The 15,360-nt window shown below is 60.6% G+C and carries 14 protein-coding genes; 7 read left to right on the top strand and 7 right to left on the bottom strand.

All coding sequences use genetic code 11. The annotated features are described in order from the left end of the window. Nucleotides 1–5: 5 nt before the first annotated feature. Genes Q0799_RS12290 through Q0799_RS12275 form a run of 4 tightly spaced genes read right to left on the bottom strand, consistent with a single transcriptional unit; the run spans nt 6 to nt 5,347 of the window. Nucleotides 6–185 carry a hypothetical protein gene (locus tag Q0799_RS12290; RefSeq protein WP_298398737.1) on the bottom strand — a complete coding sequence of 60 codons (180 nt, stop codon included), beginning with the start codon at nt 183–185 and terminating at the stop codon, nt 6–8. Continuing rightward, nucleotides 178–948 carry a hypothetical protein gene (locus Q0799_RS12285; RefSeq protein WP_298398735.1) on the bottom strand — a complete coding sequence of 257 codons (771 nt, stop codon included), beginning with the start codon at nt 946–948 and terminating at the stop codon, nt 178–180. The genes Q0799_RS12290 and Q0799_RS12285 overlap by 8 nt, the downstream gene beginning before the upstream one ends. Nucleotides 949–968: 20 nt before the next feature. Continuing rightward, on the bottom strand, nt 969–3,113 hold the full coding sequence (locus Q0799_RS12280; protein ID WP_298398733.1) for a TonB-dependent receptor: 2,145 nt from the start codon (nt 3,111–3,113) through the stop codon (nt 969–971). Nucleotides 3,114–3,115: 2 nt separating this feature from the next. Further along, nucleotides 3,116–5,347, bottom strand: a complete 2,232-nt coding sequence (locus Q0799_RS12275; RefSeq protein WP_298398731.1) for a TonB-dependent receptor — start codon at nt 5,345–5,347, stop codon at nt 3,116–3,118. Between the two features lie 271 nt (nt 5,348–5,618). Here Q0799_RS12275 and Q0799_RS12270 point away from each other — a divergent pair, with 271 nt between their 5' ends. The 4 genes from Q0799_RS12270 (at nt 5,619) to Q0799_RS12255 (ending at nt 8,758) form a co-directional block, all read left to right on the top strand. Further along, the gene (locus Q0799_RS12270; protein WP_028996125.1) at nt 5,619–5,948 is read left to right on the top strand and encodes a (2Fe-2S) ferredoxin domain-containing protein; all 330 of its coding nucleotides are present in this window, start codon (nt 5,619–5,621) and stop codon (nt 5,946–5,948) included. A gap of 4 nt (nt 5,949–5,952) precedes the next feature. Next, complete coding sequence (locus Q0799_RS12265) at nt 5,953–6,219, top strand: nitrogen fixation protein NifZ (RefSeq protein ID WP_298398728.1); 267 nt, start codon at nt 5,953–5,955, stop codon at nt 6,217–6,219. A gap of 1 nt (nt 6,220) precedes the next feature. Next, on the top strand, nt 6,221–7,063 hold the full coding sequence (locus tag Q0799_RS12260; protein ID WP_298398726.1) for a flavodoxin: 843 nt from the start codon (nt 6,221–6,223) through the stop codon (nt 7,061–7,063). A 63-nt stretch (nt 7,064–7,126) separates the two neighbouring features. Further along, a complete protein-coding gene (locus tag Q0799_RS12255; protein ID WP_298398724.1) occupies nt 7,127–8,758 on the top strand; it encodes a GGDEF domain-containing protein in 1,632 nt (543 codons plus the stop codon). Nucleotides 8,759–8,936: 178 nt separating this feature from the next. Here the strand turns inward: Q0799_RS12255 and istB are convergent, their stop codons facing one another. The 3 genes from istB to Q0799_RS12240 all read right to left on the bottom strand — a co-directional run bounded on the left by istB (nt 8,937) and on the right by Q0799_RS12240 (nt 11,691). Further along, a complete protein-coding gene (gene istB, locus Q0799_RS12250) occupies nt 8,937–9,677 on the bottom strand; it encodes an IS21-like element helper ATPase IstB (RefSeq protein WP_298398722.1) in 741 nt (246 codons plus the stop codon). Next, nucleotides 9,671–11,227: an IS21 family transposase gene (istA, locus tag Q0799_RS12245; RefSeq protein ID WP_298398720.1), complete on the bottom strand. Its 1,557-nt coding sequence runs from the start codon at nt 11,225–11,227 to the stop codon at nt 9,671–9,673. The genes istB and istA overlap by 7 nt, the downstream gene beginning before the upstream one ends. Nucleotides 11,228–11,433: 206 nt before the next feature. Beyond that, complete coding sequence (locus tag Q0799_RS12240) at nt 11,434–11,691, bottom strand: helix-turn-helix domain-containing protein (RefSeq protein ID WP_210570675.1); 258 nt, start codon at nt 11,689–11,691, stop codon at nt 11,434–11,436. 70 nt (nt 11,692–11,761) lie between these two features. On the opposite strand from Q0799_RS12240, the gene Q0799_RS12235 reads away from it, so the two are divergent. From Q0799_RS12235 to Q0799_RS12225, 3 genes are all read left to right on the top strand, one after another. Further along, on the top strand, nt 11,762–12,430 hold the full coding sequence (locus Q0799_RS12235) for a helix-turn-helix transcriptional regulator (RefSeq protein WP_298398717.1): 669 nt from the start codon (nt 11,762–11,764) through the stop codon (nt 12,428–12,430). Nucleotides 12,431–12,450: 20 nt separating this feature from the next. Beyond that, nucleotides 12,451–13,011: a hypothetical protein gene (locus tag Q0799_RS12230; protein ID WP_298398715.1), complete on the top strand. Its 561-nt coding sequence runs from the start codon at nt 12,451–12,453 to the stop codon at nt 13,009–13,011. Between the two features lie 145 nt (nt 13,012–13,156). Further along, nucleotides 13,157–15,256: a peptidase domain-containing ABC transporter gene (locus tag Q0799_RS12225; protein ID WP_298398713.1), complete on the top strand. Its 2,100-nt coding sequence runs from the start codon at nt 13,157–13,159 to the stop codon at nt 15,254–15,256. The last annotated feature ends 104 nt before the right edge of the window (nt 15,257–15,360 follow it).

Genomic DNA, 15,360 nt, shown 5'->3' with positions numbered 1-15,360 from the left:
AGCGACTAGTCGGCTTGATCGCGAGCCCCCCGCACCGGACGAGGGGCTTTGGGCAGGCTTTCAGCCACCCGTTTGTAGCGGTTCATCTGGCGCCGGGCGTAAAGCCCATGCACGAACACCGCCAGCATGACGAGCAGCGCGACGAGCATCAACACGGCCAGGCCGATACCAAGCAGCTTAGCCATGAGCGGTCTCCTTTGGCAGCTTGCTGCGGGCCGCATCGCGACGCTTGGTCTGGCTGCGCCACCACAGGTAGATGCCGGTAAACCCGAGGAAGGCCCAGACCGCGCCAAGCAGGTCGATCCATACCCACTCCCAGGCCTTGCCGAAGAAGGCCTTGCCGGTATGCAGATCGATCATCAGTTTGCCGAGCGAGATCTTCTCGGCCAGCCGATCCTCGGTCGGCAAGGCGGCAATACGCTCGCTGGCCGTGTGCTCCGCTTCCCACTTGCGGCCGTCGCGCGACAGCAGCAGACCCTTGTCCTTGATCGTCACTGCCACCGCGCCATCGGGCTGCAGGTTGGCATTCCAGGCATCGCCCTTGTGGCTTTGCTGCCAGGTCTCGCCCTGCAGCGTCCACACGCCGTACTTGGTCGCCGCGACGACACCCCACGGCGCCTGAACCAGATCGCGCACCGGTTCGGCGCCGATTTCCCGGACCACCTCGACCCGCTCGCCTTCAAGCCGGTACAAGCCGGCCTGCGTACCAATCCACGTCCGCCCCGCGCTGTCGTGCAGGCTGCTCCGGATTTCCTTGTTGTCCTTGGCCATCGAGATGTCGCTGTAACCCGGCAGCCAGGCGACATAAGCAGTCAGGTCGAGATCGTTCAGTTTCAGTTCCTTCTTGTGCGCCAGGAAGATGGCCGTCAATCCGACCAGGACCAATGGCACGGCCAGGATGGCCGAGGTCCAGTTGTGCCAGTCGCGTGCCTTGAAATTGAGTTCCATGATTGCTCCTTGGGTTGGGGTTACCACTTGGCTTCGATGGCCAGAAAAACGCTGGCAATGCCGCGTTCGTTATCGCTTTCCCGGCGGCGGAGTGCACCGCCGGCGTCGTACTCCTCGACGCTGGCGGCGCGCCGCTCGCGGGTCAGGTTCTGCGCCGACAGCCGCAATCCCAGCTGGCGGTCGATGCGGTACACCGCGTTGAGGTCGAGTTGGCGGCGCGGACCTTGCTGCTGGCGCACGCTCAGGCTGCTGTCGCGATCCAGCGCGCCAACATAGCTGTAGTTGCCGCCTAGCGTCAGCGACCAGGCGGGGAGCTCGTAGTCGAAGCCGAAATTGGCGCTCTTGCGCGGCCCCTCGTAGGCCCCGGCGCCAGCATTCAGCCGGGTGCGCGTATACGAAGCATTGCCACGCAGCGTCAATTGCGGCAGGTCGAGCGCATCGAGGCGCCACTTGAAGTCGAACAGGCCGCCGTCGAGTACCGCATCGCCGACGTTGTACGGTCGCTCGACGTAGTCGGCGCCTTCTAGCCGGACCTGTTTCTGCACATGATCGCGAACCTGGCGACGGAACAGCGAGAAACCGAGCGAACCGGCGCGCTCGGGCAGGAAGAACTCGCTGCCGACCTCGACGCTGCGGTTCTGCTCCGGCTTGAGCGCCGGATTGCCACCCTTGTGCGGGTTGGCGGCGGAATTGATGCCGTTGGCCGTACGCACCACAGGGCTGAGATCGCGCGCACCCGGCGCCTTGCCGTCGAGGGCCAGGCTGGCGCGCAGATTCCAGGCCGGCGTCACCTGCCAGAGCGCATGTAGCGACGGGTCGAGCGAGCGGTAATCGCTGCTCACCCGGCCGCCCAGCCCGTCGACCACCGAGGTCGCCTGCGCCTGCCAGCGCAGCCCCGGGGTCAGCACATGCACATCGCTGACCTGCCACTCGTCCTGCAGCCAGACCACACGCTTGCAGTCGGCAACCTCGGCCCGGCTGCCGGCGCCGGGCGCCTGCAGGACGCCGTTGTTGCGCTTCTCCTGGGTGTCGGTGCTGCGTTTGTCGCGCCACTCGACGGCACCGGTGAGCAAGTGGGCATCGCCGAGCAAGTGCTTGCCCTTGAGCTGCAAGCTGAGCTCGCGTTCGTTGCGGCGGGTGTCGTCGTCGCTACGGCCGAGCGAGGCGCCGGCAGCATCGTACTTGGCGACCGATTTTTCCTTGCGCTCAAACTCGCCCTGGAGGCTGGCGCGCGCTGTCCACTCGCCGCCGGCGCCATTGGCCTGACGCCATTCCCCGGTCAGACGACCGCTGCCGCGCCGGCCCTGTTCGCGCTCGCGATCACGGCCCGCGGCGACGAGACCGGTACCGGCCACCGGATCAGCGTAAGTTTCACGCTTGATCTCGGTGTTACGCCAGTTTTCGCTCAGATTGACGAAAGGACTCAGCGTGAATTGCTGGCCGCTGCCGAGTTGCCAGGTGAAGCGCGGCATCAACGCCAGATTGTCGTCGCGACCCAGCTCGCTGATTGCCTCACGCGTCCATTCGCTGCGTGCACCGCCGGTGAAGCGCTGGATCTCGGTATCCTGGCGAGCAGCCAGCGGATGCGACTGCAACGAACCGCCAAAGAGGTAGCCGAATTCGTCATCACGCTCACCGTACTGGCCTTCGGCACGGACGATGGCCGCCCCGTCGAGCACCCCGACACCGGCACGCAGGCTGCGCACCGAGCGCGGCGGCACGTCGCGCAGGACCAGATTGATGACGCCGCCCGGCCCGCCGACCTTGAACTCGGCGGTGCTGTTGCGGATGATTTCGATGCGTTCGATCAGTTCGACCGGCAGACGCAGCGCGGCCCCCGGCGAGCGGTCGCCACCAGGCAGCGGCTGACCGTCCACCAATATCTCCGGCATGTGCTTGTCGCGTCCCTTGCCCCGCCCTCGCCGGCTGTCCGGGTCGGGAATCGCCCCGGTGCCGGGCAGCTTGCGCAGCAGGTCGGCAATCGTTGCGGCGTCCATCTTGTCGAGTTCGTCGCGCTCGAAGACCAGCTTGGACGCCGAGGCGTTGCGCCGGACTTCGTCACCACTGGCCCGCGCCGACACGGTGACTTCGCCCAGCGCCGTCTCCTGCGCGCAAAGCGGGCAGGCGGCGGAAAACATCAGGAAGCTGCCAAGCAGGCGGCGCATCGTCAGAAACGGCTCTCGAAGGTCAGCATTACCGTCGGCTTCGAATACTCGATCTTGTGTTCGAGACTGTTGCCCTTGATCGTCGTCTCGTCTTTCTTGACCTTGAGCAGGTTGCGGCCGATCAGACGGACTTCGGCGAGCGGGCTGAAAATCTTGCCGACGTAAACATCGAGCGTGGTCCGTGCCTGCCAGTGCTTGAGTTCGCTCTCATCGTTGTCGTTCGTGCTGCTGGCCGAGAATTTCGGCACGTAATTCACCGAGAATCCGCCAAAGCTGCCGCTGGGCCGGTGCTTGTAATCCAGGCCGAGGTTGGTCACCCGCGGCGGCATTTCCTTGATGTCGATCTCACCCTTGGTCGGACTGTCGATGGTGCCGCGCATTTCCGTGTGGTTACCAACCACGTTGAGCACATGGCCGGCCTTTTCGTACAACGGGAAGCGCCAGTCCAGTTCCATTCCGTAGATGTGCGCCTCGCCGACGTTCTGCGGGCGCTTGACCCAACGCATCGCACCGTTGATGTTCTCCTGATTGGTCCGGGTCTCGACGAAATCCTTGATCCGCCGCTCGTAGAAATTGACCCCGAGCATGCCGCGATTGCCGGCAAAGGCTTTCTCGAATCCCGCTTCATAGCCCAGCGCGTCCTCCGGCTTCAGGTCGACATTACCGCCGGTATAGGCATTGGCCGACGTCAGACCATCCTTAGAGGTATCGAGAGTCGGGTTCAACTGGTCGAATTTCGGCAACTTCACGGTCTTGGTAATGCTGGCGCGGAAATTCAGGTTCTTGCCGATCGCCCAGCGGTAATGCAGCGAAGGATTGCTCGAATCGAGCTTGTTGTCGCTGCGGTAAGGCAGACCATTCTTGTCGTTGCCGCTGGCCTCGCGGCTGGTCTGCTCGTAGCGGACACCCGGCGTCAGCCAGTGGCTGCTGCCCAGACGGATCTCGTCCTGCAGGTAGATCGTGGTCTTCCGCTCGCCGATGTCGAACTTGTCGCGCTGCCCGTCGTCGCTGACGACCGCGCCAATCGGCAGGCCGGAAGCATTGATTGCCTGCTTGGTCTTGGGTTTGCGCGACTTGAAATCCGAATCTTTGACCTCGATGCCGCCACGAACCAGATGCCGCTCGCCCAGTTGCGCCGCAAAACCGAGGCCGAATTGCAGGTACTGGTCGACGATGTCTTCCGTTTCGCGCTTGCGTTCGGCACTGGTAAACACGCCGGCACCGTTGTACTTGAAGACATCGGCAACGACCTTCTTGTCGGCGCGGGTTTCGGCCAGCGCGACTTTCGCGTACCAGCCCCCCCAATCCCGCTTGCCGTCATAGCGGGTGCCGAGACGGATCACCTGGTCCCGCTTGTTCTCTTCCTTGATTTCCTTTTCGGTGACGATGGCCACATTGGCCCCCGTCTTCAGCTTGTCTTCTTCCTTATCCTCAGTCCCTTTCGAGATATAGGGGTCGAAGGTCAGGCGATCCTCGCCGAAATGCCAAGTCACCCGGGGAGTAAACAGCAACTCGGTCTTGGTTGCCGGCTTGGGCTTGTTTTCCGTGGCTGTGAGTGCGCCGGTTGTCGCGTTGTAAGTTGCTTTGGCTTCGCTGACATCTTCAGCGGCGACGGTATAGGAGGCCGCCAGAACGATATCGGCATTGCCGACACGCTTGCTGCTCTGAACGATTGCGTCGCCGATGTCGTACTTGCCATTCTTGCCGGCAGCAACACGGGTTCGCGTCACTTCCTCGACCTTGCTCTTGAAGACGATGTTGATCAGGCCGCCGATGTTGCCGGCATCGTACTCGGCGCTCGGCGCGCGGATGATTTCGATGCGCTCGATCATGTCGGCAGGCAACCGGTCAACCTGGAACTGGCGGTCCTTAGTCGCGCTATTGACCAGTTCGCCATTGATCATGAACTGGGTGTAGCCCTTGTCCAGACCGCGCATGCGCACATCCTTGGTGACGCCGGCCGGACCAGTGAAGGAAATGCCGGTCAGGCGCTTGAGGATGTCGCCGACCGACACATCGCCAAAACGCTCGACCTCTTCCTCGGCGATGACGATTTTTTGCAGATAGCTTTCCTTGCGCTCGACCTGCGCCTCCCGCTGATCAACGACGACCACCTGGCGCAAGGTTTTTTCCGCACTTTCCTGGGCCTGCAGCGCATGGCCGAGCGCCAGCGTGGCGATGGCGATGGCAGCCCGGGCGACACCGGATGGATGACGAAGCGTTGACGCGTTCACGATTAACCCCTTGATCGTTTGTGCGTGGCTGGCTTGGTCGCGACCTGGCTGGCTGAGCAGGATGAAAGTACTGATTCGGGGCGAATTCTAGGATTCACAATTACAAATAGCAACAATTCTCATTAAACCTAAGCAAATTTGTTGCTGAAATGCGACACCCCGGTCGGCATGTCGCAAAAGCGACAAAGCAGACAAAAGACAAGCCATTGTTTTTAAAAGATTAGAACTGGCATCTTCCTTGCAACGCTAGGCCATCAACAAGGAGAACACCATGCCCAAACCGAAGAAACACGTCCTCGTCTGCGTCCAGGGCCGTCCCGCCGGTCACCCGCGCGGTTCCTGCCAGGAAAAGGGCTGCGGCCAGACCTGGCAGGCCTTCCAGGACGAATTCACCGCCCGCAACCTGTGGAACGCCGGCTTTCAGCTGACCAACACCGGCTGCCTCGGCCCCTGTCATCTCGGCACCAGCGTCATCGTCTATCCGGAAGGCACCATGTACGTGGGCGTCAAGCCCGAGGATGTCGGCGCGATCATCGACGAGGACCTGATGTTCGACCAGCCGGTCGAGCGCCTCAAGGCCCCTGCCGACGTCTGGGCCTGAGATCATGGAAACCGTCCTCTACGAAATCGGCGACCTGGTCTATGCCGCCGAAGACCTGTTCAACGACGGCGGCATGCCCGGCGTCGATGACGAAGACGCGCTGCTGGTCCCCACCGGTACGCGCGGCGTGGTGGTGCATTTCGGCCATACCGAACTCGAACCGAAACAGGAGATCTATCTGGTGCGCTTCGAAAACGGTCCCGACGGCACGCTCGGCGATCCGATCGGCGTGCTGCCCGAAGAACTGACGCAGGAAGTCGCGGCGGCCTGAAATGGACAAGATCGGCATCTTCTTCGGCACCGACACCGGCCGCACCCGGCTGGTCGCCAAGCAGATCGCCAAAAAGCTCGGCGAGGTGGCTGCCGCACCGGTCAATATCGGTCGCACCACCCTCGCCGACTTTCTTGCCCATGACCGCCTGATCGTCGGCAGTCCGACCCTGGGCAAAGGCGAGCTACCCGGCGAATCGACCGGCCTGAGCCAGCCGAGCTGGGAGGAATTCCTGCCGCAACTGGCCGACGCCGACCTGTCCGGCAAGACCGTCGCCATCTTCGGTCTCGGCGACCAGCAGAAATACCCCGACGAATTCGTCGACGCCATCGGCATCCTCCACGACGCCTTCGTCGCCCGCGGCGCAAGCGTCGTCGGCCGCTGGCCGGTGGCCGGTGGCCGGTTACGAATTCAAGGCGTCGCGGGCGGTCGACGGCGACCATTTCCTCGGCCTGGCCATCGACCAGCATCATCAGGCGATGCTCAGCGAAAGCCGCATCGACGCCTGGCTGGAACAGATCAAACCGGAGTTGCTGCGATGAACACCAACCCCTGGTCGCTGCCCAAGGATCGCTCGTTGCGCCGACTGCTCGTCAGCCTCGACGAGAAGCTGGGCGACGCCTGCGACGTCGCGCCCGACGACGGGGTCGATCCCAACATCGTCACCCTGCGCCACGCCGAACTGGACCGCCTGCGCGCCCATGTTTACCTGCACGGCCAGCGCCCCGGCACCTATGGCGTCTTCTTCGAATACCCGCACCCGGTGCCCGGCATCCTCGAAACCGAGGAAAACCTGCCGCTCCCCAAGGCCCTGGCCAGCCTGGCGCTGCATTTCGACGCCTGAATCGCCGTCGCCGGCGCTTTCCCGCGCTATACTCGAATCAACCTTTTCTAGCCGGCGCCAGCCATGGGCCTTTTTCGACTGATTACCTGCCTGGTCATTTTCCTGTTTGCAGGAATCGCCACGCCATCGGCCCAGGCCAACACGCCCGACACCCCCTTGAAGGTCCGGGTCCAGTTGAAATGGTTCCACCAGTACCAGTTCGCCGGCTTCTACGCCGCGCTTGAACAGGGCTACTTCCGGCGCGCCGGGCTGGACGTCGAACTGATCGAAGGCCACCCGGAAGTCGATCTGGCGCGGACCGTCGTCGACGGCGGTGCCGAATTCGGTGTCGGCAACTCCTCGCTGCTGATCGATTTCAACCAGGGCCTGCCCGTGGTCGCCGTTGCCGCGATCTTCCAGCATTCACCGTTTGTCATCCTCGCCCGGGTCGATCCGAAAATCCGCACCGTCAAGGACCTCGAAGGGCGGACGCTGATGGGCGAAAGCCACTCGGCCGAGCTGACCGCCTACCTGAAGAAGGCCGGCGTCGATCTCGCCAAGGTCCGCCAGGTGATCCACAGCGGAAGCGTCAAGAGCCTGGCGGCGAACGGTCCCGAGCGGGTCGACGCGACCACCGCCTACATTTCGACCGAACCGGTCGAGGCCAGCCAGTACGGCATTCCCTACCAGATCTTCAATCCCCGCGAACTGAACATCGATCTCTACGGCGATACGCTGTTCACCAGCCAGCGCTTCGCCCGCGAGCACCCGCAGGCCGTCGCCGCCATGCGCGACGCGCTGGCCGAAGGCTGGCGCTATGCCTACCGCCACCAGGCCGAAATCATCGACCTGATCCTGGAGAAATATCATCCCAGGATGGACCGGATGACCCTGACGCTGGAAGCCCAGTCGCTCTACAACCTGTTTCTCGCCGATATCGTCGACATCGGCTACATGAGTCGAACGCGCTGGCAGGAAATTGCCCGGATATTCGCCGAAACCGGCTTGCTGCCGGCCAGTTACACGCTCGACGGCTTCCTGTTCACCCCCGACGCCCCGATGCCGGGCTGGGCCTACCAGGCGCTGGCCTGGGCGGCGCTGGTGCTGCTGTTCGGCGGTCTGCTGATCGCCTACATCGTTTCGCTCAACCGCCGCCTGCGCCTCAGCCTCGCCCAACTCGAAGCGGCCAATGCCGGCCTGGCCGAACTATCGACCACCGATGCGCTGACCGGCCTGTTCAACCGTCGCCATTTCGACGCCGCCCTCGACCGCGAACTGGCCCGCGCCACCCGCCACACCCAGGCAATTGCCCTGCTGATGATCGACGTCGACGAATTCAAGAAGTACAACGACGCCCTCGGCCACCCGGCCGGCGACGCCTGCCTGCGCAGGATCGCCGACATCCTGCGCGACAACGCCCAGCGCGCCAGCGAATTCGCCGCCCGCATCGGCGGTGAGGAATTCGCCATCGTCGCCGGCGGGCTGACGCCGGACGAAGCTTTTGCGCTGGCCGAGCGTATCCGCCGGGAAGTCGCGGACGCCGGCATCGTGCATCCCAGCCGCGACGACGGACGGGTCAGCATTAGTATCGGAGTCAATTGTGCGCCCCCCGACCGCGTCCCGCTCACTGCCCGGGAGCTGATTGCCGGCGCCGACGCTGCGCTCTACCGGGCCAAGCGCGAAGGGCGCAACCGCAGCATCCTGCACACCGACTGATACCCGGGCTGGCCCGGATCGGCAAAGTTCACGAACTGGCCCGGCAATTGCGAAATCTCCCTCCAGTTGACCACCCAAACGCATCCGACCTGACCAGGCAATCTCACGGGACCTGACCGCCGATATCGACTTGTTGACCACCCCGCCGAAACGAGGTGGCAATCTGAGGCTACCGGGATCAGGTTTTCTTCGCCCGCACCTTCCGCATCGACTCTCCTTTCAGTTCCATGAAATGCGCCCGATGCACAATCCGATCCAGTATCGCGTCAGCCACAGTCGGATCGTTAAACAGGTCGTACCATTTCTCCGGCGGAAACTGGCTGGTGATCAGCAGCGATCCCTGCATCGACTGCTGATCGATGATATCCAGCAAGATCGGCCCCAGATGAACATCGACCCCACCGATACCAAAATCATCAATGATCAATAGTTGGGTCTTCACGAGTTGCCGGCGCAGTTTCGACAAGGTGCCATCGGCCTGCGCAGCAATCAGGTTCTCGTAAAGCTGGGTTGCCGTCGTGAAATAAACTGAATGCCCAGAGCGACACGCCTGCTTGCCAAACGCACAGGCCAGCCAAGATTTCCCTGTGCCCGTCAATCCTGTCAGCACCAGGTTCTGCCGCCGAGTAATCCAGGCACAATCTCCCAGGCTGGCAACCTGCGCTGGATCGATACCGCGAGTTGCCCGATAGTCGACATCCTCCAGGCAGGCATTCGCCTGACGCATTTTGGCGGTCTTCAGTAGCCGTTCAATCTTCCGGCCCTCCCGATCCCCGGTTTCTGCATCCAGCAGCAAGGCAAAGCGCTCATCGAAATTGAGTTTCTGAATGGAAGGATCATCGAGTTGCCGATTCAATGCCCGCAACATCCCTTGCAAGCCGAGCGCCTGTAGCTGGGCCATGGTTTGCTGGTTCAGCATGAGATACCTCCCTGTTGTGCGTAGTATTCAGCGCCGCGCAAATTGCCATGCTTCTGTACCCAGGCCGTCGGTTCGACCGGCAGACGCAGATCACTCCGATTGGTAATGATCGACTTCAAACGATTGAACGTCAGCACGCCGATCTTCAAGGCGAAAGCGCAGGCACCATCCAGCCGATCATGGGCTTGTTCTTCACGAGCCCAGCGCCGCAGATTGCGCGCCGATTTAACGCCGTTCGCGAAATCCCGACGTTGCTGCAAATTGCCGCGCACCCAGGCCAGTACATTGGGGCCGATGCCTTCTGCCCATTCCAGCAGCGAATCCGGATCTTGTTCCGTCTGCCGCAAATGCTGGATTGGCATGTGATCCTCCAAGGTTCGCCGTCCGGGTGAGGCCAACAGTACATGGCTCGTAATACGCGTCCGATTCAGCAGTACCTCCAGCGTGGTGCGCGTCGCCCGCAAGTCCACCTGATGCATCCGGTACTGATAGGGCACCGAGTAGAAACTGCCCTCGTACTCGACGTGATAGTCCTCGGCCACGCGCACCTTGTATTTCCAAGCGACGCTCTCATAGGGATGCAACGGCAATGGCCGCAACGCAGGCAGGTCCAACTCCATGAAGCGTTGCGTCCGGCTCTGCTTGTACTTCTTGCTGACCTTGTTGTTCAGTAACTCGATCCGTTTGGCAATCTCGACATTCAACTCCTCGACACTGAAAAAAGTCCGCTTGCGCAACGGAGCCAATACCCAGCGCTGAACGATCTGCACACCGACCTCGGCCAGCGATTTGTCCTTAGGCTTGCGGCTGCGTGCCGGGTTGATCAACACATCGTAATGCTCGGCACAGTCGGCATAGGCCGCATTGGTAATGACCTCCTGCGGCGTATGCTTGATTACTGCCGATTTCAGATTGTCCGGCACCACCTGTTGCGGCACGCCGCCGAAGAACTCGAAGGCCTTCACATGGCAGGCAATCCAGTCAGCAATTTTCTGGCTCGGCACAGCATAGGCAAAGGTATACGACGAACCGCCCAGCACGCCGACGAATACCTGGGCCGGCTTCTCCTCGCCAGTTTCCGGGTTGGTAATCGGCATCGTCCGACCGCAGAAATCCACGAACAGTTGGTCACCCGGTTTATGGAATTGCCGCATGCTCATGCGCTGGGTCTTGAGCCAAGCCTTGTAGCGTTTCTGGAATTGGGAATAACACAGGCAATCAGCCAAGTGCTCATGGTTCGCCTGGCGGTATTCTTCCCAGATCAGGCTGAGGGTCATGTCCCGTTGAGACAACTCCTCGCGGACCACATCCCAGTCGGGAACGATCTTGCCGGAAGGATTCGGGTTACGGGCCGTGCCGAGACGAATGGCAAATGCTTCATTGTCGAGCCCAGACAAATCCGCTTGTGTCAGGCCGGTAGCAGCCAGCCGGGTGCGCAGCAGCTCGACTGTATTGTGGGAAATGGAGAGCTGGCGGCCGACGGCGCGACTGCTCAAGCCCTTGTCGATCAGGCGAACGATGTCGCGCTGAACGGGGATGGGGGTTTTCATGAAATCTCCTTGGTTGTCTTGAGACAACGTTCCTGAAATTGAGGCATGCGCGAGGCCGGCCGGCACTTGACGCCGGCACGCAGGGCAAGGAGAATCAACGTGTCACCCGGTTAGGAATGACATCTCCAAAGAAGGGCTCTGGACTCGACCTCCTGAGCCCTTCTTGCCATGTGGCCTCGATCTTTACAGCACTGATCGCGGTCAACTCATGGCATATCCTCCCTGTGGCTTTGCCGCTGACGCGGCTTGAAGATGTAACGCTCCGGCCAGATGTCCTCGATCCGCAAACCGAGCAGGCCGGCAATGTGCTGAGCTACTGCATAGGCGGTAATGCGTCCGTGAATCACATTGCTCACCACGCCACCAGAAACCCCAACCTCACGGGCGATTTGCGCTTGGGTTTTGCCCAAGCGGCGCAAGCGGTAGTTGATCTCGACAGCATCCATGGTCAGTTGAGGTGACATACCTTCTTTCAGAGAGTAGGCTATCTCTCAATAGCCAACGAAATTCGCGATAGCGATAAATACACGCTCAATGAGAACTCTCAATCAAGATATTTCTGGGATAACGCCGCCTGGACTAGACGGATTCGCTACGCGGGTCGGACAAGCGATTGCCCACACCGGCCTCAATCAATCCGAATTTGCCCGGCAACTCGGCGTTTCGGCGGGCTTCGTCAGCGATGTCGTGCGCGGACAGAAGAAACCCGGTACTGAGTTCCTGCACGCGATCCGGGCCACCTTCGGTATCTCGGTCGATTGGCTGCTGACCGGTGAAGGTACTGTAACCGGCGGTAGTGGCATCGACCTCGATCTGCTGCGCACCATCCGGCTACAGATTGCAGTCGCACGCTCGGCTGTGATTGATGGCAACACCACGGCCAAAGCCTTGCTCTTCCTGATTCGCGACGGGCGCTTGCAGGAAGCGGCTGCGGAACCCGACATCAAGGCGTTCCTCGATGAAATCGCACCGACCGATTCGGATGCCGAACTGGCGCTGGAACTCTACAACGGCCAACTCTGGACCCAAGACCCCGGTGCGCAACGGCGTAATCTGCTCGCCGCTGCCACGGCCCACTTCGAAGCCAGAAAGCCAATCGACAAGGTGGCTGCGCTGACACGGGGTAGCGGTTCGACCTCGACGCTCCAGATCAATACCGGCGCCTTCAGCAAGGTAGCCGGTCGCGATTTCCACGAACACTGACCGATACGGAGCGCCAAGCCATGAGTGATACCCCGCACTTCGACTCAGCCCAACTCAACCTCGCCTTGGAGCAAAGGGCGGCTGGGCGCGACTATCACGAGTATTTCATTCCAGGTTCGATCAAGCTGTTGCTGGCCACCGCCTCGAAAACCAAGCTGGATGAGCTGGCAAAGGGCAATGAACGCTTATTCAAATATCGCTTCGGCTTCAACGCCACTTCGACGGTTCGCCCGCAGATCATCGAGTTTCAGACCAAGTATGACCTGCTCGACGACGAGATTCGCTGGCTCAAGCGAGCGGGTCACCTTCGGGTCACCCGACAGGAACTGATCATCGACACCAGTCGGCTGATGCCGATGTATGGCTGGTTTCAGGTGACGCTGGTCAGCCTGGTCTTTGCGGCCGCTATTCTCCAGTTGGCAGGACTGGAGACTGCAATCCCATGGAAGCGAGATCTGACCCAGATCGGCCTTGGCGCAATCTGGTTCTGTATCGCCGGGATACTCATCAAAATGTTTGTCAATCCATGGCGTACGCTCAAACAAGCTGGTGCCTTGAATCCCATGACCAAATCAAGCTGAGCGGAACAAGTTGCCAGGCCCGGCGAGCACCATATATGCCATTGGCGATATTGACCTGGCATCGACCTGGCCGCAGAATGCCCAATCTTCATAATAATAAGTTTGGGCAATGCAAACGTCACGGGGAGAGCTGGGGTATCAGGAATTGCTGTGGCTGCTCGGCAGTCTGTGCAATCTCTATCGTATCCCCTTCGATCCCAAGCTGATCGAGCAGGAATTTCCACCACCGCATAGCCTAGCCACATTCCATGAAGCGGCACGTGCCTTAGGATTCAAAACCGGGCAAGGCACTCACCCTGCGGAATGGCAAGCGCTTCCTCTCCCGGCTATCGCCTTCCTGCGTGCCATTCCGGAAACGGAGTCCCAGCCTGGCGTCAAAGCGCTCCCAGTCCTTATCCTCAAGACAGACGGCCACAAACTGCTCTACTTTCGGGCCGGTTCGCAAGCACCCGAAACGATCACCGCCGACGAAGCCAAACTCCAGTTCGAACCCGAACTGATCCTTGCCGCTCGGGAAACACAGGGTTTGGAAGAGGCCATTCCCGGTTTCGAAGCTGAAACCAAATCCTTCGGCTTTCGTTGGTTCGTTCCCGAACTGCTCAAACACAAGACCATCTGGCGCGATGTCCTGTTCGCCAGTCTGGCGATCCAGTTGGTCGGTCTGGCCACCCCGCTGTTCACGCAGGTCATCATCGACAAGGTCGTCGTCCACCAGACCCACAGCACCCTGGTCGTTCTCGGCGTGGCTTTGGTCATGTTCATGCTGTTCACCAGCGGCATGAGCTGGCTACGTCAATATCTCGTGTTGCACACAGGTAACCGGATCGACGCCGTGCTCGGCAGCCAGGTCTTCCGGCATCTGTTGCGCTTACCCTTGCCGTATTTCGAGAACCGTCCGACCGGCACCCTCGTTGCCCGACTGCACGGCGTAGAGACCATCCGCGAATTCGTCTCCGGAGCTGCCGTCACGCTGATCCTTGATCTGCCTTTCCTGCTCATTTTCCTCGCGGTGATGTTCGCCTATAGCTGGCAACTGTCGCTGATCGCTGTTGGCCTGCTGGGGGCCATCGCCGTCATCAGTTTCCTCGTCGCACCAGTCTTCCGCGACAAGCTGAACCAGCAGTTCATGCTCGGTGCGAGAAACCAGGCCTTTCTTACTGAATACGTCTCCGGCATGGCTACGGTGAAGTCCCTGCAGATGGAAGCCGACATCGACAAAAAGTACGGCGACTTTCTGGCTCAATACCTCGCGGCCGGTTTCTCCACCAAGCAGGTTGGCAATACCTACAACGTGATCAGCAACGGCCTCGAACAAGTCATGACCTTGGCCATCCTGGTCGTTGGCGCTTTGCTGGTCATGCAGAACGATGGTTTCACGGTCGGTATGCTGGTGGCCTTTCAGATGTTCGCCGGGCGTATGAGCCAGCCATTGCTGCGCATGGTCGGCCTGTGGCAGGAATTCCAGCAAGCCAACATCGCCGTCAAACGCCTGGGCGACATTCTCGACATGCCGCAGGAACCGCACACGCTGACGCCGACAAGAGAAAACAGCGGCCCAGGTCGAATTGACCTCAGCCATCTCGCCTTCCGCTATTCCGAACACCACCCGTGGCTCTACCGCAACCTCAACCTGACCCTGAAGCCCGGCCACCTGACCGTGCTGATGGGGCCATCGGGTTGCGGCAAGAGCACGCTGGCCAAACTGCTGCTTGGCTTCTACCAACCGAACGAAGGCCAGATCAATCTGGACGGCAAGGACATTCGCCACCTGGCCGCCAACGAACTACGGCAAACCTTCGGTGTCGTGCCGCAGGAAACGGTGCTCTTCGCAGGTACTCTCTATGACAACCTGGTCATGGCGCATCCGCATGCCAGCTTTGAGGATGTGATTCAGGCCTGCAAGGCAGCGGAGATCCATGAGGTGATCGAGACGCTCAATGACGGGTATCAGACGGAAATAGGCGAGCGGGGGACTGGGCTATCGGGTGGGCAGCGGCAACGGATTGCAATTGCACGTGCCTTATTGAAGCGCCCCAAAATCCTCGTATTCGACGAAGCGGTGTCCAACCTAGATCAGGCCACGGCGGAGCACTTCGCTAGGACGATCAATAAGCTCAAGGGAAAAGTGACGATGCTGTTTATTACGCATCAGATTCCCAGAGGGCTAGCTGTAGATGAGGTGATAGCACTCGGGGCAAATACCAATCGTCAAATGGAAGTCGTAGAGGAAGAAAAACAAATATGAGAAGTATGAATAGGCGACTGAGGAAATTCAATAAAACCAGCATGAAAGATGATTTAAAAGCTGAGTTCGAATTTTGCGAAGTTTGGTAAGTAGAGTTGCCGGAT

The sequence above is a fragment of the uncultured Azonexus sp. genome, assembly GCF_937982035.1.
Taxonomy (GTDB): domain Bacteria; phylum Pseudomonadota; class Gammaproteobacteria; order Burkholderiales; family Rhodocyclaceae; genus Azonexus.
This window is presented reverse-complemented; position numbering and strand designations above follow the sequence as displayed.

Bases quoted from the DNA above. Each gene is read 5' to 3' on its own strand.
- istA (WP_298398720.1), bottom strand. From the start codon at position 11,227: ATGAAAACCCCCATCCCCGTTCAGCGCGACATCGTTCGCCTGATCGAC.
- Q0799_RS12280 (WP_298398733.1), bottom strand. From the start codon at position 3,113: ATGCGCCGCCTGCTTGGCAGCTTCCTGATGTTTTCCGCCGCCTGCCCG.
- istB (WP_298398722.1), bottom strand. From the start codon at position 9,677: ATGCTGAACCAGCAAACCATGGCCCAGCTACAGGCGCTCGGCTTGCAA.
- Q0799_RS12260 (WP_298398726.1), top strand. From the start codon at position 6,221: ATGGACAAGATCGGCATCTTCTTCGGCACCGACACCGGCCGCACCCGG.
- Q0799_RS12265 (WP_298398728.1), top strand. From the start codon at position 5,953: ATGGAAACCGTCCTCTACGAAATCGGCGACCTGGTCTATGCCGCCGAA.
- Q0799_RS12290 (WP_298398737.1), bottom strand. From the start codon at position 185: ATGGCTAAGCTGCTTGGTATCGGCCTGGCCGTGTTGATGCTCGTCGCG.
- Q0799_RS12235 (WP_298398717.1), top strand. From the start codon at position 11,762: ATGAGAACTCTCAATCAAGATATTTCTGGGATAACGCCGCCTGGACTA.
- Q0799_RS12240 (WP_210570675.1), bottom strand. From the start codon at position 11,691: ATGTCACCTCAACTGACCATGGATGCTGTCGAGATCAACTACCGCTTG.
- Q0799_RS12255 (WP_298398724.1), top strand. From the start codon at position 7,127: ATGGGCCTTTTTCGACTGATTACCTGCCTGGTCATTTTCCTGTTTGCA.
- Q0799_RS12230 (WP_298398715.1), top strand. From the start codon at position 12,451: ATGAGTGATACCCCGCACTTCGACTCAGCCCAACTCAACCTCGCCTTG.
- Q0799_RS12270 (WP_028996125.1), top strand. From the start codon at position 5,619: ATGCCCAAACCGAAGAAACACGTCCTCGTCTGCGTCCAGGGCCGTCCC.
- Q0799_RS12285 (WP_298398735.1), bottom strand. From the start codon at position 948: ATGGAACTCAATTTCAAGGCACGCGACTGGCACAACTGGACCTCGGCC.